Annotated in this window: 25 protein-coding genes and 3 tRNA genes; 4 read left to right on the top strand and 24 right to left on the bottom strand. The window is 71.6% G+C overall.

Annotated features, from left to right (window positions below; all coding sequences use genetic code 11):
• Positions 1–169: 169 nt before the first annotated feature.
• The 8 genes from QFZ75_RS22745 to QFZ75_RS22710 form a co-directional block, all read right to left on the bottom strand.
• Positions 170–1,225: a UDP-N-acetylmuramate dehydrogenase gene (locus QFZ75_RS22745; protein ID WP_307539649.1), complete on the bottom strand. Its 1,056-nt coding sequence runs from the start codon at positions 1,223–1,225 to the stop codon at positions 170–172.
• Positions 1,226–1,431: 206 nt separating this feature from the next.
• Positions 1,432–2,871, bottom strand: a complete 1,440-nt coding sequence (locus QFZ75_RS22740; protein ID WP_307544699.1) for an MFS transporter — start codon at positions 2,869–2,871, stop codon at positions 1,432–1,434.
• 152 nt (positions 2,872–3,023) lie between these two features.
• Positions 3,024–3,611 (bottom strand): TetR/AcrR family transcriptional regulator, encoded by a 588-nt coding sequence (locus tag QFZ75_RS22735; RefSeq protein WP_307539647.1) that lies wholly within the window; start codon positions 3,609–3,611, stop codon positions 3,024–3,026.
• Positions 3,612–3,742: 131 nt separating this feature from the next.
• The gene (locus QFZ75_RS22730) at positions 3,743–4,171 is read right to left on the bottom strand and encodes a MaoC family dehydratase (RefSeq protein ID WP_307539646.1); all 429 of its coding nucleotides are present in this window, start codon (positions 4,169–4,171) and stop codon (positions 3,743–3,745) included.
• Between the two features lie 4 nt (positions 4,172–4,175).
• Positions 4,176–4,628 carry a MaoC family dehydratase N-terminal domain-containing protein gene (locus QFZ75_RS22725; RefSeq protein ID WP_307539644.1) on the bottom strand — a complete coding sequence of 151 codons (453 nt, stop codon included), beginning with the start codon at positions 4,626–4,628 and terminating at the stop codon, positions 4,176–4,178.
• Positions 4,629–4,742: 114 nt separating this feature from the next.
• Positions 4,743–4,907, bottom strand: a complete 165-nt coding sequence (gene rpmG, locus QFZ75_RS22720) for a 50S ribosomal protein L33 (RefSeq protein ID WP_003948671.1) — start codon at positions 4,905–4,907, stop codon at positions 4,743–4,745.
• 91 nt (positions 4,908–4,998) lie between these two features.
• Positions 4,999–5,071, bottom strand: a tRNA-Met gene (locus QFZ75_RS22715).
• Positions 5,072–5,117: 46 nt separating this feature from the next.
• Positions 5,118–5,190 (bottom strand) — tRNA-Thr (locus tag QFZ75_RS22710).
• Positions 5,191–5,439: 249 nt separating this feature from the next.
• Here QFZ75_RS22710 and QFZ75_RS22705 point away from each other — a divergent pair.
• Positions 5,440–6,723: an amidohydrolase family protein gene (locus tag QFZ75_RS22705; RefSeq protein ID WP_307539642.1), complete on the top strand. Its 1,284-nt coding sequence runs from the start codon at positions 5,440–5,442 to the stop codon at positions 6,721–6,723.
• 140 nt (positions 6,724–6,863) lie between these two features.
• On the opposite strand, the gene QFZ75_RS22700 is transcribed toward QFZ75_RS22705, so the two are convergent.
• Positions 6,864–8,009, bottom strand: coding sequence for a hypothetical protein (locus QFZ75_RS22700; RefSeq protein WP_307539640.1), 1,146 nt, complete (start codon positions 8,007–8,009; stop codon positions 6,864–6,866).
• A gap of 104 nt (positions 8,010–8,113) precedes the next feature.
• On the opposite strand from QFZ75_RS22700, the gene QFZ75_RS22695 reads away from it, so the two are divergent.
• Positions 8,114–8,770, top strand: coding sequence for an NAD(P)H-binding protein (locus QFZ75_RS22695; protein ID WP_307539638.1), 657 nt, complete (start codon positions 8,114–8,116; stop codon positions 8,768–8,770).
• A gap of 103 nt (positions 8,771–8,873) precedes the next feature.
• Here QFZ75_RS22695 and QFZ75_RS22690 read toward each other — a convergent pair whose 3' ends face one another.
• Entirely contained in the window at positions 8,874–9,086 is a 213-nt protein-coding gene (locus tag QFZ75_RS22690) for a hypothetical protein (RefSeq protein WP_307539636.1), read from the bottom strand.
• A 180-nt stretch (positions 9,087–9,266) separates the two neighbouring features.
• Positions 9,267–9,348: transfer RNA gene (locus QFZ75_RS22685), tRNA-Tyr, on the bottom strand.
• A 201-nt stretch (positions 9,349–9,549) separates the two neighbouring features.
• Between QFZ75_RS22685 and QFZ75_RS22680 the strand changes: the two genes are divergently transcribed.
• Positions 9,550–10,038: a YajQ family cyclic di-GMP-binding protein gene (locus QFZ75_RS22680; RefSeq protein WP_307539634.1), complete on the top strand. Its 489-nt coding sequence runs from the start codon at positions 9,550–9,552 to the stop codon at positions 10,036–10,038.
• A 157-nt stretch (positions 10,039–10,195) separates the two neighbouring features.
• Here the strand turns inward: QFZ75_RS22680 and QFZ75_RS22675 are convergent, their stop codons facing one another.
• Positions 10,196–10,462: a GlsB/YeaQ/YmgE family stress response membrane protein gene (locus tag QFZ75_RS22675; RefSeq protein ID WP_307539632.1), complete on the bottom strand. Its 267-nt coding sequence runs from the start codon at positions 10,460–10,462 to the stop codon at positions 10,196–10,198.
• A 197-nt stretch (positions 10,463–10,659) separates the two neighbouring features.
• On the opposite strand from QFZ75_RS22675, the gene QFZ75_RS22670 reads away from it, so the two are divergent.
• On the top strand, positions 10,660–11,898 hold the full coding sequence (locus QFZ75_RS22670) for an APC family permease (RefSeq protein ID WP_307539630.1): 1,239 nt from the start codon (positions 10,660–10,662) through the stop codon (positions 11,896–11,898).
• 300 nt (positions 11,899–12,198) lie between these two features.
• Here QFZ75_RS22670 and QFZ75_RS22665 read toward each other — a convergent pair whose 3' ends face one another.
• From QFZ75_RS22665 to QFZ75_RS22610, 12 genes are all read right to left on the bottom strand, one after another.
• Complete coding sequence (locus QFZ75_RS22665; protein WP_307539628.1) at positions 12,199–12,597, bottom strand: YccF domain-containing protein; 399 nt, start codon at positions 12,595–12,597, stop codon at positions 12,199–12,201.
• Entirely contained in the window at positions 12,594–13,457 is an 864-nt protein-coding gene (gene htpX / locus QFZ75_RS22660) for a zinc metalloprotease HtpX (RefSeq protein ID WP_307539625.1), read from the bottom strand. Before htpX ends, QFZ75_RS22665 begins: the two co-directional genes overlap by 4 nt.
• Before the next feature lie 256 nt (positions 13,458–13,713).
• Complete coding sequence (locus tag QFZ75_RS22655) at positions 13,714–15,237, bottom strand: NADH-quinone oxidoreductase subunit N (RefSeq protein WP_307539624.1); 1,524 nt, start codon at positions 15,235–15,237, stop codon at positions 13,714–13,716.
• Positions 15,234–16,811 carry an NADH-quinone oxidoreductase subunit M gene (locus QFZ75_RS22650; protein WP_307539622.1) on the bottom strand — a complete coding sequence of 526 codons (1,578 nt, stop codon included), beginning with the start codon at positions 16,809–16,811 and terminating at the stop codon, positions 15,234–15,236. The genes QFZ75_RS22655 and QFZ75_RS22650 overlap by 4 nt, the downstream gene beginning before the upstream one ends.
• A gap of 6 nt (positions 16,812–16,817) precedes the next feature.
• Positions 16,818–18,812, bottom strand: a complete 1,995-nt coding sequence (locus QFZ75_RS22645; protein WP_307539620.1) for an NADH-quinone oxidoreductase subunit L — start codon at positions 18,810–18,812, stop codon at positions 16,818–16,820.
• Positions 18,809–19,216: an NADH-quinone oxidoreductase subunit NuoK gene (nuoK, locus tag QFZ75_RS22640; RefSeq protein WP_307539618.1), complete on the bottom strand. Its 408-nt coding sequence runs from the start codon at positions 19,214–19,216 to the stop codon at positions 18,809–18,811. Before nuoK ends, QFZ75_RS22645 begins: the two co-directional genes overlap by 4 nt.
• On the bottom strand, positions 19,216–19,905 hold the full coding sequence (locus tag QFZ75_RS22635; RefSeq protein WP_307539616.1) for an NADH-quinone oxidoreductase subunit J: 690 nt from the start codon (positions 19,903–19,905) through the stop codon (positions 19,216–19,218). The genes nuoK and QFZ75_RS22635 overlap by 1 nt, the downstream gene beginning before the upstream one ends.
• Positions 19,902–20,474 carry an NADH-quinone oxidoreductase subunit I gene (locus QFZ75_RS22630; RefSeq protein ID WP_307539613.1) on the bottom strand — a complete coding sequence of 191 codons (573 nt, stop codon included), beginning with the start codon at positions 20,472–20,474 and terminating at the stop codon, positions 19,902–19,904. The genes QFZ75_RS22635 and QFZ75_RS22630 overlap by 4 nt, the downstream gene beginning before the upstream one ends.
• Before the next feature lie 2 nt (positions 20,475–20,476).
• Entirely contained in the window at positions 20,477–21,445 is a 969-nt protein-coding gene (locus QFZ75_RS22625) for a complex I subunit 1 family protein (protein WP_307539611.1), read from the bottom strand.
• Positions 21,442–22,827, bottom strand: coding sequence for an NADH-quinone oxidoreductase subunit C (locus QFZ75_RS22620; RefSeq protein WP_307539609.1), 1,386 nt, complete (start codon positions 22,825–22,827; stop codon positions 21,442–21,444). The genes QFZ75_RS22625 and QFZ75_RS22620 overlap by 4 nt, the downstream gene beginning before the upstream one ends.
• Positions 22,824–23,474, bottom strand: coding sequence for an NADH-quinone oxidoreductase subunit B (locus tag QFZ75_RS22615; RefSeq protein ID WP_307539606.1), 651 nt, complete (start codon positions 23,472–23,474; stop codon positions 22,824–22,826). Before QFZ75_RS22615 ends, QFZ75_RS22620 begins: the two co-directional genes overlap by 4 nt.
• Entirely contained in the window at positions 23,465–23,914 is a 450-nt protein-coding gene (locus QFZ75_RS22610) for an NADH-quinone oxidoreductase subunit A (protein ID WP_373465922.1), read from the bottom strand. The genes QFZ75_RS22615 and QFZ75_RS22610 overlap by 10 nt, the downstream gene beginning before the upstream one ends.
• Positions 23,915–24,046 lie beyond the last annotated feature (132 nt).

Raw genomic sequence — 24,046 nt, 5'->3', positions numbered from 1 at the left:
AGGCGGAGGCGGAGGTGTCCCGGGCGCCGAGGAGGAACAGGGTCCGGCCGTGCACGGCGGCCCGGGCCGGGCGGTCCCACCGCCGGTCCCGGCGGGCCTGCCGGTCGGCGGCGTGGTGTGCCGCAGGGCGGGGCGCGGCCGGACGACCCGGAACGCGGAGCGCCGTGCCCTACAGGCTGACGCCCACCGTGACCGGCTCGTTGACGAGTGTGATCCCGAAGGCGGCGTGGACTCCGGCGACGACCTCGCGGGCGAGCGCGAGGAGGTCCTCCGTGGTGGCCCCGCCGCGGTTGGTGAGGGCCAGGGTGTGCTTGGTGGAGATACGGGCGGGCCCGGTGCCGTACCCCTTGGTGAAGCCGGACCTGTCGATCAGCCAGGCCGCGGAGGTCTTGGTGTGCCGGTCGCCCGCGGGGTAGGCGGGCGGGACCACGCCCTCGCCCAGCCGCTCGGCCACGCGCGCGTGGAACACGGCGAACTCCTCGTGCGTGAGGATCGGGTTGGTGAAGAACGAGCCGGCGGACCAGGTGTCGTGGTCCTCGGGGTCGAGCACCATGCCCTTCCCCGCGCGCAGCTTCAGGACGGTCTCACGGGCCGCGTCCACCGGGACGCGGTCGCCGGGTCCGACACCGAGCGCGCGGGCCGTCTCGGCGTACTTGATCGGTGAGGACAGTCCGGAGGCGTTCTCCAGTTCGAAGCGGACGCGCAGTACGACGAAGCGTTCCGGATCGTCCTTGAAACGACTGTGCCGGTACGAGAAGGCGCACTCGGCGTTCGGAATGGTGACCGTCTCGCGGTCCTTCCGGTCGTAGGCGACCACTTCGGTGATCGTCGACGACACTTCCTGGCCGTACGCGCCCACGTTCTGGATCGGTGTCGCGCCCGCGGAGCCCGGGATCCCGGCGAGGCACTCGATACCCGCCAGCCGCGCCTCCACGGTGCGGGCGACCGCGTCGGTCCACACCTCGCCTGCGGCCAGTTCCAGCTTCGTGCCGTCCAGGTCGAAGCCGCGCGTGGCGATGCGCAGGGCGGTCCCCGGGAAGCCCTCGTCACCGATGACCAGGTTGGATCCGCCGCCGATCAGCAGCAGCGGCGTACCGGAGTCGTCGGCCTCACGGACGGCGTCGACCACCTCGGCGTCGGTCGTGGCGGTGATCAGCCGGGCGGCGGGACCACCGAGGCGGAAGGTGGTCAGCGGGGCGAGGGCGGTGTCGCGGAGTTCCTGCACGTGCCCAGAGTACGAGAACGGCCCCGCCGGTTCGGGCGGGGCCGTTCCCAAGGGGCGTGCCGGAGGCTGTGCAGTCCGTGCGGGCCGGTGGGGGCCGAGCGCGCAGTTCCCCGCGCCCCTGAAAGGCGGAAGCCGGGGCGCAGCCCCGCTTCCGGCGGCGCGGGGAACCGCGTGACGAGCCCCCACCGGCCCGCACGGACTCGGTGCTACGCCGTCTCCGGTACGGGCACGGGCGCCCCCGCCTCCACACCCTCCGGCGTCCCGGCGGCACCCCGGCGGCCCGGTATGTACAGCGCCGCCAGGCCCGCCACGGCGACCGCCGCCGAGCCGGCCCACAGGGCGGGCCGGATGCCGTCCACGAAGGTCTGCGCGCTCTCGTAACCGCCCTGGGAGGAGAAGATCGACGCCATCACCGCGATGCCGAGCGCCCCGCCGACCTCGCGCAGGGCGTTGTTGGCGCCGGACGCGATGCCCTGCTCCTGCGGGCGGACGCTGGACATGACCAGGCTGGAGGCGGGGGCGAAGTACAGGGACATCCCGATGCCGCTGATGATCAGGGCGGGCAGCTGTGTGACGTACGACGTGTCGGCCTCGACCACGAGTGCGAACCAGCCGAGCCCGACGGCCTGCAGGAACAGGCCCGTCGCGACGACGGGGCGGCCGCCGATCCGGTCGGACAGATAGCCCGCGACGGGCGCGATCAGCATCGGCATGCCGGTCCACGGCAGCATGCGCAGCCCCGCCTCGGTGGGCGAGTAACCGAGGACGCCCTGCATGTACTGGCTGAGCAGGAAGATCGAGCCGAACATCCCGAGGAACATCAGCAGGCTCGCCGCGTTGATCCCGGCGAAGGCGCGGCTGCGGAAGAGCCGCATCGGCAGCATCGGGTTCTTCGCCCGCATGCCGTGGAGGACGAAGCCGGCGAGCAGGGCCGTGCCCGCGGACAGGGCCAGCAGGACGACACCGTCGCTCCAGCCGACGACCGGCGCGCGGACCAGCCCGTACACGATTCCGAAGAGGCCGCCGCTGGCGAGCAGGGTGCCGCGGATGTCCAGCGGGGCGCCGGAGCCGTACGACTCCGCGAGGCGCAGCCGGGCGAGCGGCAGCAGGGCGAGGCCCAGCGGGACGTTCAGCCAGAAGATCCACTGCCAGGACAGGTGTTCGGTGAGGCTGCCTCCGATGAGCGGTCCCGAGGCGACCGCGAGACCGTTGACGGCGCCCCAGATCCCGTACGCCATACCGCGCCTGGCGGCCGGAACGGCGGCTGTGAGCAGGGTCAGCGTCAGCGGCATCATGATGGCCGCGCCGACGCCCTGGACCGCGCGGGCGGCGATCAGCGAGTCGATGCCGGGTGCGAGGGCCGCCGCGGCGGACGCTCCGGTGAAGACGGTGATGCCGACGAGGAAGAGCCGGCGGCGGCCGAACCGGTCTCCCAGGGCCGCGCCGAACATCAGCAGTACGGCGAAGGTGAGCGTGTAGGCGCTCACGGTCCATTCCAGGTCGTCGAGCGCACCACCGAAGTCCTCGCGGATCGAGGGCAGGGCGGTGGTGACGACAAGGTTGTCGAGAGCCGCCATGAATCCGGCGACACCGGTGATGACGAGGGCCCAGACGGCTCCCCCTCGCCGTTCGGCCGGCTGTGACATCTGTGGTGACGTCTGCTGTGACATCGCTCCCCCAGCGGGTGGTCTCTGGCTTTCGGTTACGGTTACGGCCGTGATTACGGTTAGTTATTGCTGACTAACTTTTGACGCCATGGAAAGGCGGTGATTTCCATGTCTCCATGCTCTCCCCACCCTCACTCCGCCGTCCCGCTTCGGTGTTCGAGCCGCCCCTTGGCGCGGGCCGAGGGGTAGAGCCCCTCCCACACCCGGTGCTGGGGCGGGAAGCCCATGGCGACCAGGCAGTTGATGAGCATCCCGTAGGCCAGGAAGGTCGTGGTCTCGTCCATGTCGGCACCGAGCGGCAGGTGGACGGTGTCCCACAGCCGCATCCAGCCGGCCCGTACCGCCTCGCCCAGCTCGTGGTCGCCGGCCTGCTCGGCCGCGGCCACCGCGACGTACATCTGCATCTGCATGAGCAGCCGCTCCGGCTCCTCGGCGATGACCCTGGTGTACGCGTCCGCCATGGAGTGCAGGGCTTCCTCGCCCTCCAGCCCCCTGGAAGCCTCCTCGAACGTGCGCACGGTGTCGTCCAGGCACCGTTCGGCGGCCGCGAGGAAGATCGCCTTCTTGCCGGGGAAGAGCCGGAAGAGGTACGGCTGCGAGACCCCCACGCGCTTGGCGATCGCCTCGGTGGACGTGCCGTGGTAGCCGCCCCGCGCGAACTCGCTCATCGCCGCGCGAATCACGCTCTCACGCCTTTCCTCTGCGCTCATCCTGACCATGCAGCGAAGTTAGTACTCAATCACTAACCAAGTCAAGAGGGTGGGCCGTGATGGCAGGAGTAAGGGGCGTCCGCCATGGCGGACGCCCCTTACTCCTGCACTTCTGCCGTCTGCCGTCTGCCGTCTGCCGGTCAGGCCAGTCGTACGACGGCACGGGACATGCCCAGCACCTTCTGGCCCGCGCTCATCGCGACGAGGTCGACGCGGACGGTGCGGTCGTCGAGCTTGGCGGCGACCTTGCCGCTGACCTCGATCAGGGCGCCCTTGTCGTCGTTCGGGACAACGACCGGCTTGGTGAAGCGGACGCCGTACTCGACGACCGCCCCCGGGTCGCCGGTCCAGTCGGTGACGACCCGGATCGCCTCGGCCATGGTGAACATGCCGTGCGCGATGACGTCCGGGAGGCCGACCTCCTTGGCGAACTTCTCGTTCCAGTGGATCGGGTTGAAGTCCCCGGAGGCGCCCGCGTACTGGACAAGCGTGGCGCGGGTCACGCCGAAGGACCCGGCGGGCAGCTCGGTGCCGACCTCGACGTCGTCGTAGGAGATCTTCGCGGTCATCTGTTCACGCCCCTTCGGCCGCGCGGGACACGAGCTTGGTCCAGGCGGTCACCACGTGCTCGCCCGTCTCGTCGTGGACCTCGCCGCGGATGTCCACGATGTCGTTGCCCGCCATGGACTTGATCGCCTCGATGGTGGACGTGACCGTGAGCCGGTCCCCCGCGCGCACCGGGCGCCGGTGGACGAACTTCTGGTCGCCGTGCACGACGCGGCTGTAGTCGAGGCCCAGCTGGGGGTCCCTGACGACCTCTCCCGCGGCCTTGAAGGTGATCGCGAACACGAACGTCGGCGGGGCGATCACATCCGGGTGGCCGAGGGCCCTGGCGGCCTCGGGGTCCGTGTACGCGGGATTGGGGTCTCCCACCGCCTCCGCGAACTCGCGGATCTTCTCCCGGCCGACCTCGTACGGGTCGGTGGGCGGGTAGGACCGCCCCACGAAGGACTGGTCGAGCGGCATCGGCTCGGCACCTCCTGATTTCGCAGCTCTGAAGGGCAGCCCTGGTTCGCAGCTGCTGTCAACGACGCGAGGCCGCCCCCCGTGAAGGGGACGGCCTCGTGAACGAGCCTGGTGTTATCGCGTTTCGCGGTGCGCAGTGTGCGCGTTGCAACGCGGGCAGTGCTTCTTCATCTCCAGTCGGTCCGGGTTGTTACGCCGGTTCTTCTTGGTGATGTAGTTCCGCTCCTTGCACTCCACGCAGGCCAGCGTGATCTTCGGGCGGACGTCGGTGGCAGCCACGTGAGTGCTCCTTGCCGGACGGATGGGACATGGATTAACGCATAAAAGAGTAACCGATTGAAGGACCGACCCCGCAATCGGCTACCGTCAGTAGCGGTGACCGGACTTGAACCGGTGACACAGCGATTATGAGCCGCTTGCTCTACCGACTGAGCTACACCGCTGAGATGTGATCGGTTCCCGCCCTGCGACGGGAACGTCTCACACCAGAGCCCCAATACGGAATCGAACCGTAGACCTTCTCCTTACCATGGAGACGCTCTACCGACTGAGCTATTGGGGCGAGCGATGAAGACATTACACGCTCGGCCGCCGATCGCCCAAATCCGTTTCGCGGCACCTGCCCCGGCCCGTTCCCGGGCCCTCACGGGCCTTTCCCCACGCCCCTCACGGGCCCCTCGGGCACGACGGGCCACACCGGTACGACTATTTCGCTCCTCCTCGATGTGCGCCGATCGTCACCCTAGGCTCGTCTCACGCTGCGTGACCGTGTACCTCCTCCTGCGCAGTCGTCGTCCAGCACAGGAGCGCGATGCCCGACAGCCAGCCGCAGCCGCACCACTCGTCGTCCTCGTCGTCCTCGTCGGGCTTCTCCGGCTCGTCCGGTTCGTCCGCCGGCCGGGGCAACGGCTCCGAACTGCTGCTCTGCGGCGCGCGGCTCACCGACGGCCGGACCGTGGACGTGCGGCTGGCCGGCGGGCGGATCGAGGCCGTCGGCACGGCGGGCAGCCTCACCGCGCACACCGCGCGCGTGGATCTCTCCGGCCATCTGCTGCTGCCGGCCCCGGCCGAGCCCCACGCCCATGGCGACACGGCCCTGTCGGCCGACGGCGAGGGTCCGGCCTCGTACGAGGCCGACGAGGTCCAGCGCCGGACGACCGAGGCCGCTCTCCTGCAGCTCGGGCACGGGGCGACGGCGCTCCGCTCGCACGTGCGCGTGGGCGACGTGCAGGGGCTGGGGTCGCTGGCGGCGGTGCTCCAGGCGCGACGCGCGCTGCGGGGGCTGGTCGAGCTGACGGTCGTGGCGGTGCCCCGGGTGCTGACCGGGCTCGCCGGGGCCGAGGGGCTGGCGATGCTGCGGGACGCGGTGAAGATGGGCGCCTGCGTGGTGGGCGGTTGTCCGGACCTGGATCCCGATCCGACGGGCTACGTGGAGACGGTCCTGGAGGTCGCCTCGGAACAGGGCTGCCCGATCGACCTGCACACGGACGGTGACGATCCGGCGCGGCTGGCGCGGCTCGCGGCGATGGCGGGCGGATTGCGGCCCGGGGTGACGCTCGGCCCTTGCGGTGGGCTGAGCCGGCTGCCCGCGGAGGTGGCCGCGCGCTCGGCGGACCAGCTCGCCGCGGCCGGGGTGAGCGTCGTCTGCCTGCCGCAGGGCGGCTGCTCGGGCGTGGACCGCCGCGGAACGGCTCCGGTACGGCTGCTGCGGGCGGCCGGGGTGCGCGTCGCGGCCGGGAGCGGCGCCCTCAGGGACGTGTCGAACCCGGTGGGACGCGGGGATCCGCTGGAGGCGGCGTACCTGCTGGCCTCGCGGTACGGGCTGCGGACCACCGACGCGTACGACGCGGTGAGTTCGTCGGCGCGGGCGGTACTCGGGCTGCCCGAGGTGCGCGTGGAGGCGGGATTCCCGGCGGAGTTGCTCGCGGTGCGCGGCGACCGGCTCGACGGCGCGCTGTCGCTGGCGTACAGCCGGATCGTGGTGCACCGGGGACGGGTGGTGGCGCGGACGAGCGCGGTGCGGGAGTACTGCGGGTCGGCGGCGGCCGTGGAGATGGGTCTGCCGCGGCAGGGGCGGACGGGCGGATCGCCGTGAGACCGGACCGACACTGAGGGGCTGTCAGCCCTCCACCACTGCCAACTCGTAACTCCCACGCGCGCGTGGGAGGCGTCGGTCTCCGTCGGGAGGCGTCGGCCTCCACACGCGCGTGGGCGGGTGGCGGGGGTCGCAGGCCGTCAGAAGCCGCCCAGCAGGCCGCCGGTGAGCGGGTTGCCCGGGACGCGGAACCTGCTCGTGGGCATCTTCGTGGCACCGGACGGGGCACTGACGTCACCGGCTGTGCCGAACGTGACGACCAGCGGGAGTTCGACGCCCTTCGCGTCCTCCGCCAGGACGGCGAGGTCGACCGAGACGCGGGTCAGATCGCCGTTCCTGAGCGAGAATTCGACGGCGACCTTGCGGTCCGGAGCGTCCTTCAGGACCTCGTCGGTGGGCAGTTCGACACCCGCGGGGAGTTCGCCGGCCAGCGGCCGCAGCCTGTCGAGGACACCGGTGAGCAGGTCGCGGAACGATGCCTTGGCGACGACCCGTTCGACGCCGTCACCGCCTCCCCCGTCGCTGAAGGTGACCTCACGGGCCACGACCGACCGCACGGCCTTGAGGATCTTCTGCTGGGTCCTGCTGTCGATCTCGTCGGCGCCGCCGGCTCCATCGCCCGCATCCGCATCCGCATCCGCGTCCGCGTCCCTGTCCGAGGCGTCCTGCGCGGCGCGTTCGAGTTCGCGGTTGTCGACCTTGATCCACTTGCCTTCGAGTACCGGTTCGAGCGCCTTCTCGCTCTCCGGGAGGTCGTCGGCGGTCGGCACCGGGAAGCCCATCGCCTCACCGGCCGCCTTCATGTCGGCGCGGTAGTACGTGTGGTGGCCGACGACGCGGTACTCGACCAGGACGCCGTCGGGCCCCGAGAGCTCCACACCCGTACCGACGAGATCCTTCTCACCGGAGTCGGCGATCGGCTTGCGCGACTCGACGGACACCTTGACCCGTATCCCGGCGAAGAACTCCGCGAACTCGGGCGGCATTTCCTCGCCGGGCCCGGCCTCCCCGGCCAGCTTCGCGAGCGCGGAGGGCTCGGCGTCGAGGCTCAGCTCGAAGGCGAGCGACTTCTTGTCGCCGAGCCCCTCGACGGCCCGGTCCACCCGCTGACCGGCGGTGAGGTTCTCGACCGTGCCGCACGCGGCCACGGCGGCGAGCAGGACGGTGGCGCAGCCGACGGCGGTGGCGGTCCTGCGTACGACGGGACGCCTGCCCGTGACAGGGCGACTGCGGGTGGCGGGGCTCGTGCTGATGGCGGTGATGACGGTCTCCTTATGACGCCTCACGGCGTCCCCCTGGTACAGCGGTACAGCGTGATCATGGGTGAGACCCACGAGTTGTCCACAGGGTTGTGCGGCGAGTGGGGTCCTGTGGGCGTACGGTCGGAAACATGCGCATTGTCATCGCTGGAGGTCATGGTCAGATCGCGCTGCGGCTGGAGCGGTTGCTCTCCGCGCGCGGTGACGAGGTGGCGGGGATCATCCGCCGAGCCGAGCAGGGCGACGATCTGCGGGCGGCCGGCGCCGAGCCGGTGCTGTGCGATCTGGAGTCGGCCACGGAGGAGGAGGTCGCCGCCCGTCTACGGGGCGCGGACGCCGCGGTCTTCGCGGCGGGCGCGGGTCCGGGCAGCGGGGTGGACCGCAAGGACACCGTCGACCGGGGCGCCGCCGTACTGTTCGCGGACGCGGCGGCCCGTGCGGGAGTACGGCGCCATGTGGTGGTGTCGTCGATGGGCGCGGACCCGGAGCACCCCGGGGACGACGTCTTCGACGCGTACCAGCGCGCCAAGGGCGAGGCCGACGCGTACGTGCGGGCCCACCGGGGTCTGGACTGGACGATCCTGCGCCCCGGCATGCTGACGGACGACGCGGGCACGGGCCTGATCCGTCTGGAGGCCGCCACGGGCCGCGGGCCCGTCCCCCGCGACGACGTGGCCGCGGTCCTCGCCGAACTGGTGGACACCCCGGCGACGGCCGGGCTGACCCTCGAACTGATCAGCGGTTCGACACCGGTGTCGGTGGCGGTGAAGTCGGTGGCGGGCAACTGAGGAGGACGTCGGGGTCTGCGGCGACAGCGGAGGCAGCACCGGCGGAGGCCGGGCAGGGGCACTCCGGTATGTCCGGAAGAGCTGGCAGAACCCGAAGAGCCGCCTAGAAGAGCGGAAGCTGTCCGGGGAACTCGGCCACGGCGTACCCGTCCAGCGCGGGCTGCGCCGCACCGAGTTCCGCCTGCCTGCGCGACCCCGGGCAGGACACGAGTTCCCCGCTCCCCCGCGCGCCCGCCGGATCGTGCCGGGCGAACCGGCCGGCGACGACAGCGATCTCGCGGCGGCACTCGGGGCAGTTGCGGCGACGTGAGGACATGGGGTTCAGCGTACGAACAAAACGCCGTGCTCCGGAGTCGGCGTACTCGCGTCCCGCGCGGCCCCGGGCCCACGGACCGCCTTTGCGGTCGCCCCCTTACGGACCGACAACCGCCCGAACACGAAGAAACCCTCTCCGAACTGCATTTACGCAGTTCGGAGAGGGTGTCTTCTCTTACTGTGGCGGCGCCAGGATTCGAACCTGGGAAGGCTAAGCCGGCAGATTTACAGTCTGCTCCCTTTGGCCGCTCGGGCACACCGCCGGGGTGGCTACCATTCGAACCGTCTTTCGGCGGCGCTCTGTGGCAACGACGTAAACGATACCCGATGCCCGGGGGTGCTTCGCCACTCGATTGATCGGTGCTCGGAGGGGAGGGGGTGGCTAGGCTTATGCGGATGCGGCCCGGGACCGACGCGGGCTCGACGGCCGCCACTACGCACCCCGATACAAGGAGCCACAGGACATGGCCGACTCCAGTTTCGACATCGTCTCGAAGGTCGAGCGGCAGGAGGTCGACAACGCCCTCAACCAGGCCGCCAAGGAGATCTCGCAGCGCTACGACTTCAAGAACGTGGGCGCCTCCATCTCCTGGTCCGGCGAGAAGATCCTCATGGAGGCGAACTCCGAGGAGCGGGTGAAGGCCATCCTCGACGTGTTCGAGACCAAGCTGGTCAAGCGCGGCATCTCGCTGAAGGCGCTGGATGCCGGTGAGCCGCAGCTCTCCGGCAAGGAGTACAAGATCTTCGCCTCGATCGAGGAGGGCATCTCCCAGGACAACGCGAAGAAGGTCGCGAAGATCATTCGTGACGAGGGCCCCAAGGGCGTGAAGGCGCAGGTGCAGGGCGACGAGCTGCGCGTCAGCTCGAAGAGCCGTGACGACCTGCAGGCCGTGCAGGCCCTGCTCAAGGGCAAGGACTTCGACTTCGCACTGCAGTACGTCAACTACCGGTGACAAGCCGGTCGCTCCGCGGGCGGCGGCCGCGTGTACGGGAAAGGGCGGGCATCTCGGGTGCCCGCCCTTTCCCGTCCGCCGGCCGGTGCCCCGGGAGCTCACGGCGTGGCGTACGCGGCTCGGCGCACGCCACGCACGCCCCGCACGCCCCGCACGCTCAGTCGCGCGAGTTGCCGAACAGGATGCGGTAGGCGATCAGCAGCACCAGCGAGCCGCCGACCGCGGCGGCCCAGGTGGCTCCGTCGTAGAAGTCCTTGGTGACCGGGTGGTCCAGCCAGCGGGCGGATATCCAGCCGCCGATGAACGCGCCCGCGACACCGATCAGCGTCGTCCCTATGAAGCCGCCGGGGTCGCGTCCCGGCAGCAGGACCTTGGCGATGGCGCCGGCGAGCAGCCCCAGAATGATCCAGCTGATGATGCCCATGCCCTGAACCTGCCCCTTCGTGCTGTGCCCGTGCTGTGATCTTGCTCGCACCGGGCTGTGGTCATGCCGTTCGCGCGCGTCTCGTCGTGCGCGTACGTCTCGTCGTTCTTTCGCCCGGCGTTTGTGTTCGTCCGTTGTTGTTGTGGAGGACGTCGGCGCGACGGCGGGCGGTTGCGCAGGTCAGTAGGGTGCGGCGCATGACACAGGAGCTGCGCCGGACGCTCGGCGTCGGGGATGCCGTCGTGATCGGTCTCGGCTCGATGATCGGGGCCGGCATCTTCGCCGCGCTGGGGCCCGCGGCGCGGGCCGCCGGATCGGGGCTGCTCCTCGGTCTCGGCATCGCCGCCGCCGTCGCCTACTGCAACGCGACCGCTTCGGCACGGCTCGCCGCCCGCTACCCCGCGTCGGGCGGGACGTACGTGTACGGCCGGGAGCGGCTCGGCGAGTTCTGGGGATATCTGGCGGGCTGGTCGTTCGTCGTGGGCAAGACCTCCTCGTGTGCGGCGATGGCACTGACGGTGGGGACGTACGTCTGGCCGGGGCAGGCACCCGCGGTGGCCGTCGGGGCCGTGGTGGCACTGACGGCGGTGAACTACGGCGGTGTGCGGAAGTCCGCGTGGCTGACACGGGTGATCGTGGCGGTGGTCCTCGCGGTCCTCGCTTCCGTGGTGGTCGCCTGTCTGACCTCAGGGAACGCCGACGCCGGGCGGCTCGGCAGCGGCGTCTTCGAGGGAGCGGGCGGGGTGCTGCAGGCGGCCGGGCTGCTGTTCTTCGCCTTCGCCGGGTACGCGCGGATCGCGACCCTGGGCGAGGAGGTACGGGATCCGGCGCGCACCATTGCCCGCGCGATCCCGCTCGCGCTGGGCATCGCGCTCGTCGTGTACGCGGGTGTGGCGGTGTCCGTCGTCTCGGTGATGGGGGTGGGGGGACTGGGACGGGCGACGGCGCCGCTCGCCGACGCCGTGCGCGCCGCCGGGGCTCCGGAACTCGTCCCCGTCGTACGGGTGGGTGCCGCGGTGGCGGCGCTCGGCTCCCTTCTCGCGCTGATCCTGGGGGTGTCGCGGACGACGCTGGCCATGGCCCGCGACCGGCACCTGCCGGGTGGACTGGCCGCCGTGCACCCGCGCTACCGGGTGCCCCACCGGGCGGAACTCGCCGTGGGAGCCGTGGTCGCGGTACTGGCCGCGACGGTGGATGTGCGGGGTGCGATCGGCTTCTCCTCCTTCGGGGTGCTGGTGTACTACGCGATCGCCAACGCTTCGGCCTGGACGTTGGGTTCGTCGGTCGTGTCGCGCGTCGTGCCGGCGGCGGGGCTGGCGGGGTGCCTGACGCTGGCCTTCGCCCTGCCGTGGCGGTCGGTGGCCGTGGGCGCCGCGGTGCTGGGGCTGGGGGCGGTCGCGTACGGGGTTCGGCGACGGCTCGCCCCGCCACGGTGATCGTTCTCGTTCGCGGGGACGCCGTGGAGTGCCGGTGGGTGAGCGGGCCGGCGGGTGAGCAGGTGCGGGGCGGGGGCGGGTCCGGTGGGGGCCGGCCGCGCAGTTCCCCGCGCCCCTGAGTCGTGCCGCCGGGGCCGGCGTCGGGCCTGTCCGTCCCGGTTCCGTCCGCGCTGGTTCTGTCGTCCCCGTGGCGGTCCGGCCCCGTGGTCAGCCGCGCACAGGGCCCGGATGTCAGCGTCCTCGGCGTCGATGTCGTACGCGGTCAGGGCGTACGTCGGCTGCCGTACCGCCGGCGTCCGCCTACCGGACCGACGACGTGAACGGCTGGTCCGTGCGTACGATCTCGCGGCCCAGGGGGAACAGGGAGACCGGGATCAGCTTGAAGTTGGCGATGCCCAGGGGGATGCCGATGATCGTGACGCACTGGATGAGGCCCGTGACGATGTGGGCGAGGGCCAGCCACCAGCCGGCCAGGATCAGCCACAGGACGTTGGCGACGAAGGACGGCGCGCCCGCGTCACGGCGCTCCACCGTCGTGCGGCCGAACGGCCACAGCGCGTAGGTGCCGATACGGAACGACGCCACGCCGAACGGGATGCCGATGATCGTGACGCACAGCAGCAGGCCTGCGAAAACGTAGCCGAGGAAGAGCCAGAAGCCGCTCAGGACCAGCCATATGACGTTCAGGATCGTCTTCATCGGTGCGGACCTGCCATCTGTTCGAGCCGGGCGATGCGCTCCGCCATCGGCGGGTGTGTGGAGAACATCTTGGACAGTCCCTGGCCCGGGCGGAAGGGGTTGGCGATCATCATGTGGCTCGCGGTCTCGATGCGCGGCTCGGGGGGCAGCGGGAGCTGTTTCGTGCCCGCCTCCAGCTTGCGCAGGGCGCTCGCGAGGGCCAGCGGGTCGCCGGTGAGCTGGGCGCCGGACGCGTCCGCCTCGTACTCCCTGGAGCGGCTGATGGCGAGCTGGATGAGGGACGCGGCGAGCGGGCCGAGGATCATGACCATCAGCATGCCGAGGAGGCCGGGGCCGTCGTCGTCGTTGGAGCGGCCGATCGGGATCAGCCAGGCGAAGTTGACCAGGAACATGATGACGGAGGCCAGGGCACCCGCGACGGACGAGATGAGGATGTCGCGGTTGTAGACGTGGCTCAGCTCGTGGCCGATGACGCCGCGCAGCTCCCTTTCGTCCAGGATCCGCAGGATGCCCTCGGTGCAGCACACCGCGGCGTTGCGCGGGTTGCGGCCCGTCGCGAACGCGTTCGGCGCCTCCGTCGGGGAGATGTACAGGCGGGGCATGGGCTGGCGGGCCTGGGTGGAGAGGTCGCGGACCATCCGGTAGAGGGCCGGGGCCTCGAATTCGCTCACCGGGCGCGCGCGCATCGCGCGTAGAGCCAGTTTGTCGCTGTTCCAGTACGCGTACGCGTTGGTGCCGATCGCGATGAACAGGGCGACGACGAGGCCCGTACGGCCGAAGAAGCTGCCGATGACGATGATGAGTGCGGACAGTCCCCCGAGGAGGACGGCGGTCCTGAGCCCGTTGTGCCGGCGGTGCACGGTACGCCCTCCAAATGGTGCCGCAGGGGAACCTCTGCTTGTCGATCTCTGACGTCACTGGTTCCGTGACTCCACGGTCCAGTGGACCCTCCCTCACTGGTCAACGCCAGGCGGGAAGCACTAGTTCCCTTGTGCGCGCGGCGTCGGGCGTCGGCCGTCCGGGTGATACGGAGCCGCCCCGCACGTATGCGTGCGGGGCGGTGGGCGCGGGTGCGGAGCGTCGGGCACGCGCGCGTGCGGCCGGTTCGGGACGGCGTCAGAAGAGGCCGGTGTCCGAGAAGCGCAGGATGAGCTGCGGTGCCCCGGAGAGCGCGACCGCCAGGACGGCGGTCAGGGCGATCGCCGCGGTGAGGGGGGCGGGGACGCGGTGCGACACGGTCTCGCCCTCGGGGGCGCGGAACAGCAGGGCCGTCCACCGGAGGTAGTAGAAGAGCGCGATCACGACGTTGACGGCCATGACCACGGCGAGCCAGCCGAGGCCCGCGTCGACGGCGGCCGAGAAGACGGTGACCTTCGCGAAGAGTCCGATGACGCCCGGCGGCAGACCGGCCAGGCAGAGCAGGAAGAAGCCGAGGACGAGCGCGGTGAGGGGGCGGGAGGCGTGCAGGCCCCGGTAGTCGCTGATCCGGTTCAGCGGCTTCGAGCGGGCCACGAGTGCGGCGACCGCGAAGGCGCCGAGGTTCACGGCGGCGTACATGAGGGCGTACGCGACGGTGGAGCCGACGGCCTTCTCGGTGTCCTTCGCGTACGCGGCGGCGGCGATCGGCACCAGGAGGTAGCCGGCCTGCCCGACGGAGGACCAGGCAAGGAGCCGTACCGCGCTGTACGCGCGCGTGGCCCGCTGCCGCAGGGCGCCGACGTTGCCGACCGTCATGGTGAGGGCGGCCAGGGCTGCGAGGGCCGGGCCCCAGACGTCCGCGTACGACGGGAGGGCGATCACGGTGACGAGGATCAGGCCGGAGAAGCCGACCGCCTTGCCGACGACCGACAGGTAGGCGGCGACCGGGAGGGGGGCTCCCACATAGGTGTCGGGCACCCAGAAGTGGAAGGGCACCGCCGCCGTCTTGAAGGCGAAGCCGACGAGGGTCAGGACGACGCCCGCCTGGGTGAGCGTGTGCAGTTGCCCGTCGACGTCCTCGATCCCGGTGGCGATCTCGGTGAGGTACAGGGTGCCTGTCGACGCGTAGACGAAGCTGATGCCCATGAGGCTCACGGCGGTCGCGGTGACCGAGGACAGGAAGAACTTGAGGGCCGCCTCGGAGGACTTGCGGTCGCCGTGCCGGATGCCGACGAGGGCGAAGGCGGGCAGGGACGCGACCTCCAGGGCGACGATCAGGGTGGCGAGGTCGCGTGAGGCGGGCAGCAGGGCGGCGCCCGCGGCCGAGGAGAGCAGCAGGAACCAGTACTCCCCTTGCGGCAGTTCCCTGTCCGAGTCCTTCAGGGCGGTCATCGACAGGAGGGCCGTGAGGAGTGCCCCGCCGAGGACGAGGAACTGGACGGCCAGTGCGAAACGGTCCGCCGTGTAACTGCACACGTCCGCGTCGCCGGTCAGGCAGAACGTGGAGCGGTCGCCGTCCAGGAGGGGCAGCAGGGCCAGCGCGGCGACGGCGAGTCCCGCCACGGAGACCCAACCGAGCAGGGCCTTCCTCTTGTCGCCCACGAAGAGGTCGGCCACGAGCACCACGAGTCCGACGACCGCCGCGATGGTGGGCGGAGCGATCGCGAGCCAGTCGACGGACTGGACCAGGGACTGGGCCTGGACCTGTGCCTGAGGGCTCATCGGGTGCCTCCTGCGAGGAGCTGCTGCACGGCCGGGTCGGTCAGGCCGAGGAGGGTCTTCGGCCAGAGCCCGGCGACGACGGTGAGGACGACGAGCGGGGTCCAGGCGGCGAACTCGTACGCCCGGACGTCGGTGAGCCGCGGGCTCTCCTCCTGCGGGGCGGCGCCCATGCAGACGCGGCGGACCACGACGAGCAGGTACGCGGCGGTGAGCAGGGTGCCGAACGCGGCGATCGCCGTGAACGTCAGGAAGGCAGGGCGGCTGAGGCCGTCGGCGGGGTCGAACGCGCCGAACAGCGCGAGCATCTCGCCCCAGAACCCGGCGAGGCCCGGCAGCCCGAGCGAGGCGACGGCGGCGAAGGCCAGCAGGCCCCCGAGGTGCGGGGCCCGGCCGTAGAGCGCGGCGCCGGTCGCCCGGGCGAGGGTGTCGAGGTCGGTCGTGCCGGTGCGGTCCTTGAGCGCGCCGACCAGGAAGAAGAGCAGGCCGGTGATGAGGCCGTGGGCGATGTTCGCGAACAGCGCGCCGTTCACGCCGGTCGGGGTCATCGACGCGATACCGAGGAGCACGAAGCCCATGTGGCCGATCGAGGAGTACGCGATGAGGCGCTTGAGGTCGCCCTTCGCACCCTGCCTGGCGAGCGCCAGGCAGGCCAGCGAGCCGTAGATGATCCCGACGACCGCGAAGGCCGCGAGGTACGGGGCGAAGGTGCTCATGCCGTCCGGCGTGACGGGCAGCAGGATCCGGACGAACCCGTACGTGCCCATCTTCAGCAGGACCCCGGCCAGCAGGACCGAGCCGACGGTCGGGGCGGCGGTGTGCGCGTCCGGCAGCCAGCTGTGCAGCGGCCACATCGGTGTCTTGACCGCGAGCCCGATCCCGATCGCCAGAACGGCGACGACCTGCACCGATGTGGTCAGCCCGGGGTGATTGTCAGTGGCGAGTGCCACCATGTCGAACGTGCCCGCCTTGATTCCGATCAGGAGCAGGCCCAGCAGCATGACGACAGAGCCGAGCAGCGTGTACAGGATGAACTTCCAGGCCGCCCGGGTCCGTTGCTCACCGCCCCAGCGGGCGATGAGGAAGTACATCGGGATGAGCACCGTCTCGAAGGCCAGGAAGAACAGCAGCAGGTCGAGGACGGCGAAGGTCGCGAGGGTGCCGGACTCGAGGACCAGGACGAGCGCCACGAATGCCTTCGGGGACGGGCCCGACGGCATCTTGAAGTAGGCGTGGAGCGCGCACAGGAAGGTCAGCAGCGCGGTCAGCACGAGGAGGGGGAGGGAGATGCCGTCGATGCCGAGGTGGATCCGCACGTCGAGTGCGGGGATCCAGCTGATGTCCGTCGTGGCCTGCATCTTCGACGGGTGGCCGTGGTCGAAGCCGAGCGTGAGGACGATCGCGGCCACGAGTACGGCGCCGGTGACGGTCACGCCGTGCCGCAGCACGGCCTGCTCGGGCGACTTCCCCTTCAGCCCGGGCGGGGCCGGCAGAAGAGCCGAGACGGCCCCGACGAGCGGGACGACGACGATGAATCCGAGAAGGACCTGCATCACGGACTCGCTGATATCGATCACGCCTGCTCACGCTCCCGCGGTGGCGACGAGGAGGACGGCGACCACCAGGACGACGGTGCCGGCGAACAGCGCGCTCACATAGGTCTGCACATTGCCGGTCTGGGTGCGCCGGACGGCCGCGCCGAGCCAGCGGGGCAGAGCGCCCGCCCCGCGTACGTAGGTGTCGACGACCTCGCGGTCGAGGAACCGGACGACTTCGGCCGCGGCCTGGACCGGGCGGACGAACAGCGCCGCGTACACCGCGTCGAGGTGGAAGCCGGCGGCCGCGTGGCGGTGCAGCGGGCCGAGCAGGAGGCGGCCGGGATCCGCGGGGTCGGACGCGGAGGCCACGTTCCCGTACGCGGGTCGGTGGCTGGCGATGGCCTCGGCCTCCACCAGGCCGCCGTCGGCGTCCGGGTGGGCCGCGACCGCGCCGAGGGGGAAGCGGCCGGCCATGGCGGTGGTGTGCCGCCACGCGCCGTACGTGACGATGCCGCCGACCAGGGCGACACCCGTACCGAGGACGGCGGTGGTGAGGGTCGGGGTGAGGTCCCGGCTGTCGAACCAGTCGGGCAGCACACCGGTGGTGAGTCCGTAGGCGAGGGACGGGACGGCGAGCACCCACAGCACGGAGTTCATGACGGCGGGCTGCCTGCCGTGGTCGGGGGCTTCGGCGCCGTGGCCGCGGAAGGCGAGCAGCCACAGGCGCATCGCGTAGGCGGCGGTGAGCAGGGCCGTCACCAGACCGGAGACGAGGACGACCCATCCCGCGGCGCCGGGGATGTGCTCGGCGTGGCCGGTGGCGGCGTGCTCGGCGGCGCCGAGGACGGCTTCCTTGGAGAAGAAGCCGCTAAAGGGCGGGATCGCGGCGAGGGCGAGGAGCGCCACGGACATCGTCCAGTAGGCGTCGGGGACGCGGGCGCGCAGGTCCTTCATCCGGGACATGGCGGCCAGCGAGTTGGTGCCGGCGGCGTGGATGATCACGCCCGCCGCGAGGAACAGCAGCGCCTTGAAGGCGCCGTGCGCGAGGAGGTGGAAGACGGCGGCACCGCGGTCGCCGACGGCGAGGGCGCCGGTCATGTAGCCGAGCTGGCCGATCGTCGAGTAGGCGAGGACCCGTTTGATGTCGTCCTGGGCGAGCGCGGCGAGGGCCGAGCCGACCATCGTCACGGCGGCCATCACGGCGAGGACGACCAGTGCGGCCGCGGAGGCGGCGAAGACCGGGAGGAGCCGGGCGATGAAGTAGACACCGGCGGCGACCATCGTCGCGGCGTGGATCAGCGCGGAGACGGGGGTGGGGCCCGCCATGGCGTCGGGGAGCCAGGTGTGGAGCGGGAACTGCGCCGACTTGCCCGCCACGCCGGCGAGGAGGAGCAGGGCGATCAGGGTCGGGTGGTCGAGTCCGCCGCTCGCGACGTCGGCGAGGACCTTCGTGATGCGGAACGAACCGGTGTCGACGGCGAGCGCGAACAGGCCGATCAGGAAGGGGACGTCACCGAGCTTGGTGACGAGGAAGGCCTTGATGGAGGCGGCGCGGGCCTCCGGGGTCTCCCAGTAGTGGCCGACGAGGAAGTACGAGCAGATGCCCATGATCTCCCAGCCGACCAGCAGCACCATCAGGTCGCCGGAGTAGACGACGAGCAGCATGGCGGAGGTGAAGAGGGAGACGAGAGCGGCGTACGAGGAGTAGCGCGGATCGTGGCGCAGGTAGCCGGTCGAGTAGATCTGCACACAGGTCGCGACCAGGCCGACGAGGACGGCGACGAGGGCGGCGAAGCCGTCGATGTGCAGGGCCAGTTCGACGGGGACCGAGCCGGTGGGGGTGAGTTCGGTCGCGGCGTCCACCGCTTGTCCGCCGCCCTGGCGCCCGGCGACGACCACGGCGAGGGCGAGGGCGGCGAGGGAGGGCAGGACGGCGAGGGGGCGTACGAAGCCGGGGGCGGCGCGGCCCAGGAACAGTGCGGCCGCCGCGCCCAGGAACGGGAGGAGGGGGACGAGGACGGCGAGGGTGGTCGTGGTCACGCGGTGGCCTCAGCCTTCTCGGCAGCCTTGCCGGCCGACTCGCCGCGGGCGGGTCCGGAGCCGTCCGTGTCCTCGTCGTCCTGGGCGGGCTCGGCGGTGTCGCGGAGCCTGTCGATGTCCGCGGTGCCGCGGTTGCGGTGGACGGCGAGGACGATCGCCAGGCCGATGCCGATCTCGGCGGCGGCGACGGCGATGGTGAACAGGGTCAGGGCCTGGCCGGAGTGCAGGGCGTCCTGGGCGGTCTTGCCGAGCCAGACGTCGAAGGCGACGAGGTTGAGGTTGACGGCGTTGAGCATGAGCTCGACGGACATCAGGACCAGGATCGCGTTGCGGCGGGCGAGGACTCCGTAGAGGCCGGTGCAGAAGAGGAGGGCGGAGAGTACGGCCGGGTAGGCGAGGTGCATCAGCGGGCACCTTCCTTGTCGCTCCGGGTGGCCTCGCTCCGGGTGGCGTCGCCGCGGGGGGCCGGAGGGCTGAGGGGGCCGGGCGGGCTCGCGGTGGTCGCGGCCTCGGCCGTCGCCTTCGCCCGGCGGGAGAGGACGATCGCGCCGACCAGGGCGGCGAGCAGCAGGACCGAGAGGGCCTCGAAGGGGAGCACCCAGCTCTGGAAGAGGCTGGCGCCGGTAACGGCGGTGGAGCCGGCGGCGGCGCCGTCCAGGTCGATCCAGGTCGTCCGGAAGGCGTCGACGACGACCCAGACGAGGGCGGCGGCCGCGGCGGTCGCGACGGTGAGGGCGGCCCAGCGATTGCCGGAGTCGGCGTCCGGGGAGCGCCCGATGGGGGCCCTGGTGAGCATCAGGCCGAAGAGGAGGAGGACGACGACGGAACCGACGTAGATGAGGACCTGCACCCAGGCGATGAACTCGGCCGTGAGCAGGAGGTACTCGACGGCGAGGCCACCGAGGGCGACGACCAGCCACAGGGCGGCGTGCACCAGCTGCTTCGTGGTGACCGTGACGATCGCGGCGCCGAAGGTGACCAGTCCGACGAGGAGGAAGGCGATCTCGACGCCGGTCGGCGAGAGGAAGCCGTGCGTGCCGGCGGCGGTGGTCGTGGCCTGTGCCGCCGTGACGGCGGTCGCGGCGGGAGTCACGACGCGCCTCCCTGCGGGTCGGTGGGGTCGGTCTGGACCTGGGCCGTGGCGAGTTTCTCGGCGGTCTTGCGGGCGGCGGCGATCTCCTTGGGCTCCTCGGCACCGGGGTCGAGGGCCGGCGGGGCCGGGACGGTCCACATCCAGTCGCGGAGCTTGTCGCGCTCGTGGGTGAGTTCGTGGATGTCGGTCTCGGCGTACTCGAACTCGGGGGACCAGAAGAGGGCGTCGAACGGGCAGACCTCGATGCAGATACCGCAGTACATGCACAGGGAGAAGTCGATGGCGAAGCGGTCGAGGACGTTGCGGCTGCGTTCGCGGCCACCGGGTGCGGCGGCCGGGACCGTCTCCTTGTGGGAGTCGATGTAGATGCACCAGTCCGGGCACTCGCGGGCGCACAGCATGCAGACCGTGCAGTTCTCCTCGAAGAGACCGATGACGCCGCGGGAGCGGGGCGGTAGTTCGGGCTGGACGTCCGGGTACTGCGCGGTGACGGTCTTCTTCGTCATCGTGCGCAGGGTGACGGCCAGGCCCTTGGCCAGGCCTGAACCGGGGATCGACGGGCGGGACATGGTTACGCGATCACCACCTTGACGATGCCGGTGAGGGCGATCTGGGCGAGGGAGAGAGGGACGAGGAGGGTCCAGGCGAGCTTCTGCAGCTGGTCCTCGCGCAGGCGGGGGTAGGTGACGCGGAGCCAGATGACGACGAAGGCGAGGACGGCCGCCTTCAGCAGGGTCCAGACCCAGCCGAGGCCGTCGGCGCCCCAGGGGCCGTGCCAGCCGCCCAGGAAGAGCACGGTGGTCAGGCCGCACAGGACGACGATCCCGGCGTACTCGGCGAGGAGGAACAGAGCGAAGCGCAGGCCCGTGTACTCGGTGTACGCGCCGAAGATGATCTCCGAGTCGGCGACCGGCATGTCGAAGGGCGGGCGCTGGAGTTCGGCGAGGCCCGCCACGAAGAAGACGATCGCGCCGATGAGCTGCCAGGGCAGCCACCACCACTCGAAGGCGTCGACGATGCCGGGGAGGGAGACCGTGCCGGCCGCCATGGCGACCGAGGCGGCGGTCAGCAGCATGGGGAGTTCGTACGCGAGGAGCTGGGCGGCGGTGCGCAGGCCGCCGAGCAGGGAGAACTTGTTGGCCGAGGCCCAGCCGGCCATCAGCGAGCCGAGGACGCTGACGCCCATCACGGCGAGGACGAAGAAGACGCCCGCGTCCACGACCTGGCCGACCGCGCCCTCGCCCGGGCCGACCGGGATGACGAGGAGGACCATGAGGTACGGGAGGAGGGCCACGGCGGGGGCCAGCTGGAAGACACGACGGTCCGCGCCCGCCGGGACCACGTCTTCCTTCTGGGCGAACTTCACGCCGTCCGCGACGAGTTGGGCCCAGCCGTGGAAGCCGCCCGCGTACATGGGTCCCAGGCGGCCCTGCATGTGGGCCATCACCTTGTGCTCGGCCTGACCGACGAGCAGGGGGAAGGTCAGGAACACGACGAACACGACGAGGAGTCGCAGGGCGACGTCCAGGGCGTCGTTCACTGCGTGCCTCCTGTGGGGGTGCCGGGAGTGGCGGGGCCGTCGGGGTCGGCGGGGTCGGGGTCGGGGTCGTCCGAAGGCTTCTGGGGTTTTTCGGGTGCCGGTGACGCGGGTTCGTCGTCGTAGGCGGGGCGGGCCTGGTGCCAGGGGGCGTCCGAACCGCCCGGGGCAGGACGTGCCTTCGGTCCGGCGGACGGTTCCGGCTCGGACGAGGCGTCGGGCTCGGCCGGGGTTCCGGGCTCCGCCGGAGCCGCGGGCTCGGTCGTTGGCGCGGGCTCGGCCGTTGGCGAGGGCTCGGTCGTCGGCGCGGGCTCGGTCGTCGGCGCGGGTTGTGCGGAGTCCTCGGGTCCCGGGGGTCCCGGGGGCCCCGCAGGCTCGGCAGAGGCCGGCGGGTCCGCGGCGGCATCGGGCTGCTGGGCCTGCGGTCGTTGACTCGCCGAGCCCCCGCCCGCGCTTCGCGCGCGCCGCGCCGGACGGGGCGCCGCCGGCTCGGCCGCCGTGGAAGCGGGCTCCGCCGAAGCGGGCCCCGCCGGGGTGGGCGCCCCGGACACAGGCGCCGCAGAAGCCGGTGTCGCGGAAGCCGACGCCCCAGGAGCCGGCACCCCGGAAGCAGGCGTCGCAGAAGCCGAAGCCCCAGGGGCCGGTGGCGTCGATTGGCTGGCCGAGCCCTCTCCCGCCGTGCGGGCCCGCCGTACCGGGCGGTCGCCGGACGCGCGGGGCGGACCCGCCGCTCTCCCCGCGCCTGCGGCACCCGCGGCGCCCGCCGTCCGGGCGCCCCGTGCCGGGCGGGCCGGGGCCGGGGGGAGCTGGCCCTTCAGAGGGCCCCATTCGTTGGGGTCGGGGACGCCGGGGGGCAGCATCTGGCGGCGTTTGGGGCCGCCGTGCTCCGACTCGCCCGGTTCCTTCGCGCCCGGCCAGGCCTTCGCCACGCGGGCGGCGAGGACGAAGTCCTTGCGGAGGGGGTGGCCCTCGAAGCCCTCGGGGAGGAGGAGCGGGTCCAGACCGGGGTGGCCCTCGAAGGTCACGCCGAACATCTCGTGCGTCTCGCGCTCATGCCAGGCGGCGCCCGCGTAGACCTCGACGGCGGACGGCAGGACCGGCGCCGAGTGCGGGACCGTCGTACGGATGAGCAGGCGGCGTACCGGAGCCAGCGCCACGACGTGCGCCGAGACGCGGAAGCCGGTGCCGGGCTCCGTGCCGGGCTCGTCGACCGCGCTCAGCCAGTCGAAGTACGTGCAGCCGAGCGTGTCCCGCGCGCTCTCCAGGGAGGCGAGCCAGGTCTGCGGCGGCACGTCGACCGTCAGGACCTCGTACGACTCCTCGGCCGTGGCGTCCGGGCCGAAGAGCTCCTCCACCGGAGCGGGGAGCCAGCCGGTCGTCGTCATCGGGCGTCCCCTGTGGCCGGCGCCGCACCGGGCGGAGCGGCCGGCGGCCGGACGAGCCCGCTCTGCAGCGCGGCCGCGGAGGGACGGTCGGCGCCCGCGGACCCGTACCGCTCCTTCAGCGACTCCCTGGCGATCTTCTCCTGGAGCTTGAGGATGCCCTGGAGCAGCGCCTCCGGGCGGGGCGGGCAGCCCGGGACGTACACGTCGACCGGGATGATCTGGTCGACGCCCTTCGTCACCGAGTACGAGTCCCAGTACGGGCCGCCGCAGTTCGCGCAGGCGCCGAAGGAGATGACGTACTTGGGCTCGGGCATCTGTTCGTACAGGCGCTTCACGGCCGGGGCCATCTTGTCCGTGACCGTGCCGGAGACGACCATCAGGTCGGCCTGGCGCGGACCCGGTGCGAACGGGATGACGCCGAGGCGGATGAAGTCGTGCCGGGCCATCGACGCCGCGATGAACTCGATCGCGCAGCAGGCGAGGCCGAAGTTGAAGACCCAGAGCGAGTAGCGGCGGCCCCAGTTCAGGACCACCTTCATCGGTTCGGGAGCCAGTCGGGCGAGCGCGCCCAGCCGCTTGGGCTCCGGCAGGAACACCGGTTCGGGAGCCGCGGGGGTCTCGTCCGGGTGCGGACGCGTCACGTCCATGTGAGGACGCCCTTCTTGTATGCGTACAGCAGACCGACGGCCAGGAAGCCGAGGAAGATGAACATCTCCACGAGCGTCGCCGCTCCGTAGCCCGGCGCGGCGAAGACCGTCGCCCAGGGGAAGAGGAAGATCGAGTCGACCGCGAAGATCACGTACAGGAACGCGTAGACGTAGTAGCGGACCTGGGTGTGGGCCCAGCCCTCCCCGACGGGATCGACCCCGCACTCGTACGTCATGAGCTTCTCGGGGGTGGGGACCACGGGCCGCAGCAGGCGGCCCGCCCCGAAGGCGACGGCGACGAACAGCACGCCGACGACGGCGAGCAGCCCGACGACCGAGTAGGACTGGAAGTAGTCCGCCGCGAGCGGGGTACCGGTGGCCGCGGTACCGGCCCCGGTTCCCGTGGTTCCGGTCGCCGCGACCATGGTCGGTTCCGGCACGTCCGCCCTCACTCCCTGACCTCGGATGAACCCGCACTGCCCGTACCGCTCACACCACTCACACCACTCGCGCACTCGCACGGTTCGCAGCACGCGTGCGCCGTCGCGCGCGCCGTGCGGAGCCCGGCGTTC

Origin of the sequence: Streptomyces sp. V3I8 (assembly GCF_030817535.1) — a bacterium.
Lineage (GTDB): Bacteria > Actinomycetota > Actinomycetes > Streptomycetales > Streptomycetaceae > Streptomyces.
Note: the sequence above shows the minus strand (reverse complement) of the source record. Positions and strands in the feature narration are given on the sequence as shown.

Coding starts and splice junctions, on each gene's coding strand:
- QFZ75_RS22740 (WP_307544699.1), bottom strand. CDS start 2,871: ATGTCACAGCCGGCCGAACGGCGAGGGGGAGCCGTCTGGGCCCTCGTC.
- QFZ75_RS22735 (WP_307539647.1), bottom strand. CDS start 3,611: ATGGTCAGGATGAGCGCAGAGGAAAGGCGTGAGAGCGTGATTCGCGCG.
- QFZ75_RS22730 (WP_307539646.1), bottom strand. CDS start 4,171: ATGACCGCGAAGATCTCCTACGACGACGTCGAGGTCGGCACCGAGCTG.
- QFZ75_RS22725 (WP_307539644.1), bottom strand. CDS start 4,628: ATGCCGCTCGACCAGTCCTTCGTGGGGCGGTCCTACCCGCCCACCGAC.
- QFZ75_RS22705 (WP_307539642.1), top strand. CDS start 5,440: ATGCCCGACAGCCAGCCGCAGCCGCACCACTCGTCGTCCTCGTCGTCC.
- QFZ75_RS22695 (WP_307539638.1), top strand. CDS start 8,114: ATGCGCATTGTCATCGCTGGAGGTCATGGTCAGATCGCGCTGCGGCTG.
- QFZ75_RS22690 (WP_307539636.1), bottom strand. CDS start 9,086: ATGTCCTCACGTCGCCGCAACTGCCCCGAGTGCCGCCGCGAGATCGCT.
- QFZ75_RS22680 (WP_307539634.1), top strand. CDS start 9,550: ATGGCCGACTCCAGTTTCGACATCGTCTCGAAGGTCGAGCGGCAGGAG.
- QFZ75_RS22675 (WP_307539632.1), bottom strand. CDS start 10,462: ATGGGCATCATCAGCTGGATCATTCTGGGGCTGCTCGCCGGCGCCATC.
- QFZ75_RS22670 (WP_307539630.1), top strand. CDS start 10,660: ATGACACAGGAGCTGCGCCGGACGCTCGGCGTCGGGGATGCCGTCGTG.
- QFZ75_RS22665 (WP_307539628.1), bottom strand. CDS start 12,597: ATGAAGACGATCCTGAACGTCATATGGCTGGTCCTGAGCGGCTTCTGG.
- QFZ75_RS22655 (WP_307539624.1), bottom strand. CDS start 15,237: ATGAGCCCTCAGGCACAGGTCCAGGCCCAGTCCCTGGTCCAGTCCGTC.
- nuoK (WP_307539618.1), bottom strand. CDS start 19,216: ATGCACCTCGCCTACCCGGCCGTACTCTCCGCCCTCCTCTTCTGCACC.
- QFZ75_RS22630 (WP_307539613.1), bottom strand. CDS start 20,474: ATGTCCCGCCCGTCGATCCCCGGTTCAGGCCTGGCCAAGGGCCTGGCC.
- QFZ75_RS22620 (WP_307539609.1), bottom strand. CDS start 22,827: ATGACGACGACCGGCTGGCTCCCCGCTCCGGTGGAGGAGCTCTTCGGC.
- QFZ75_RS22615 (WP_307539606.1), bottom strand. CDS start 23,474: ATGGACGTGACGCGTCCGCACCCGGACGAGACCCCCGCGGCTCCCGAA.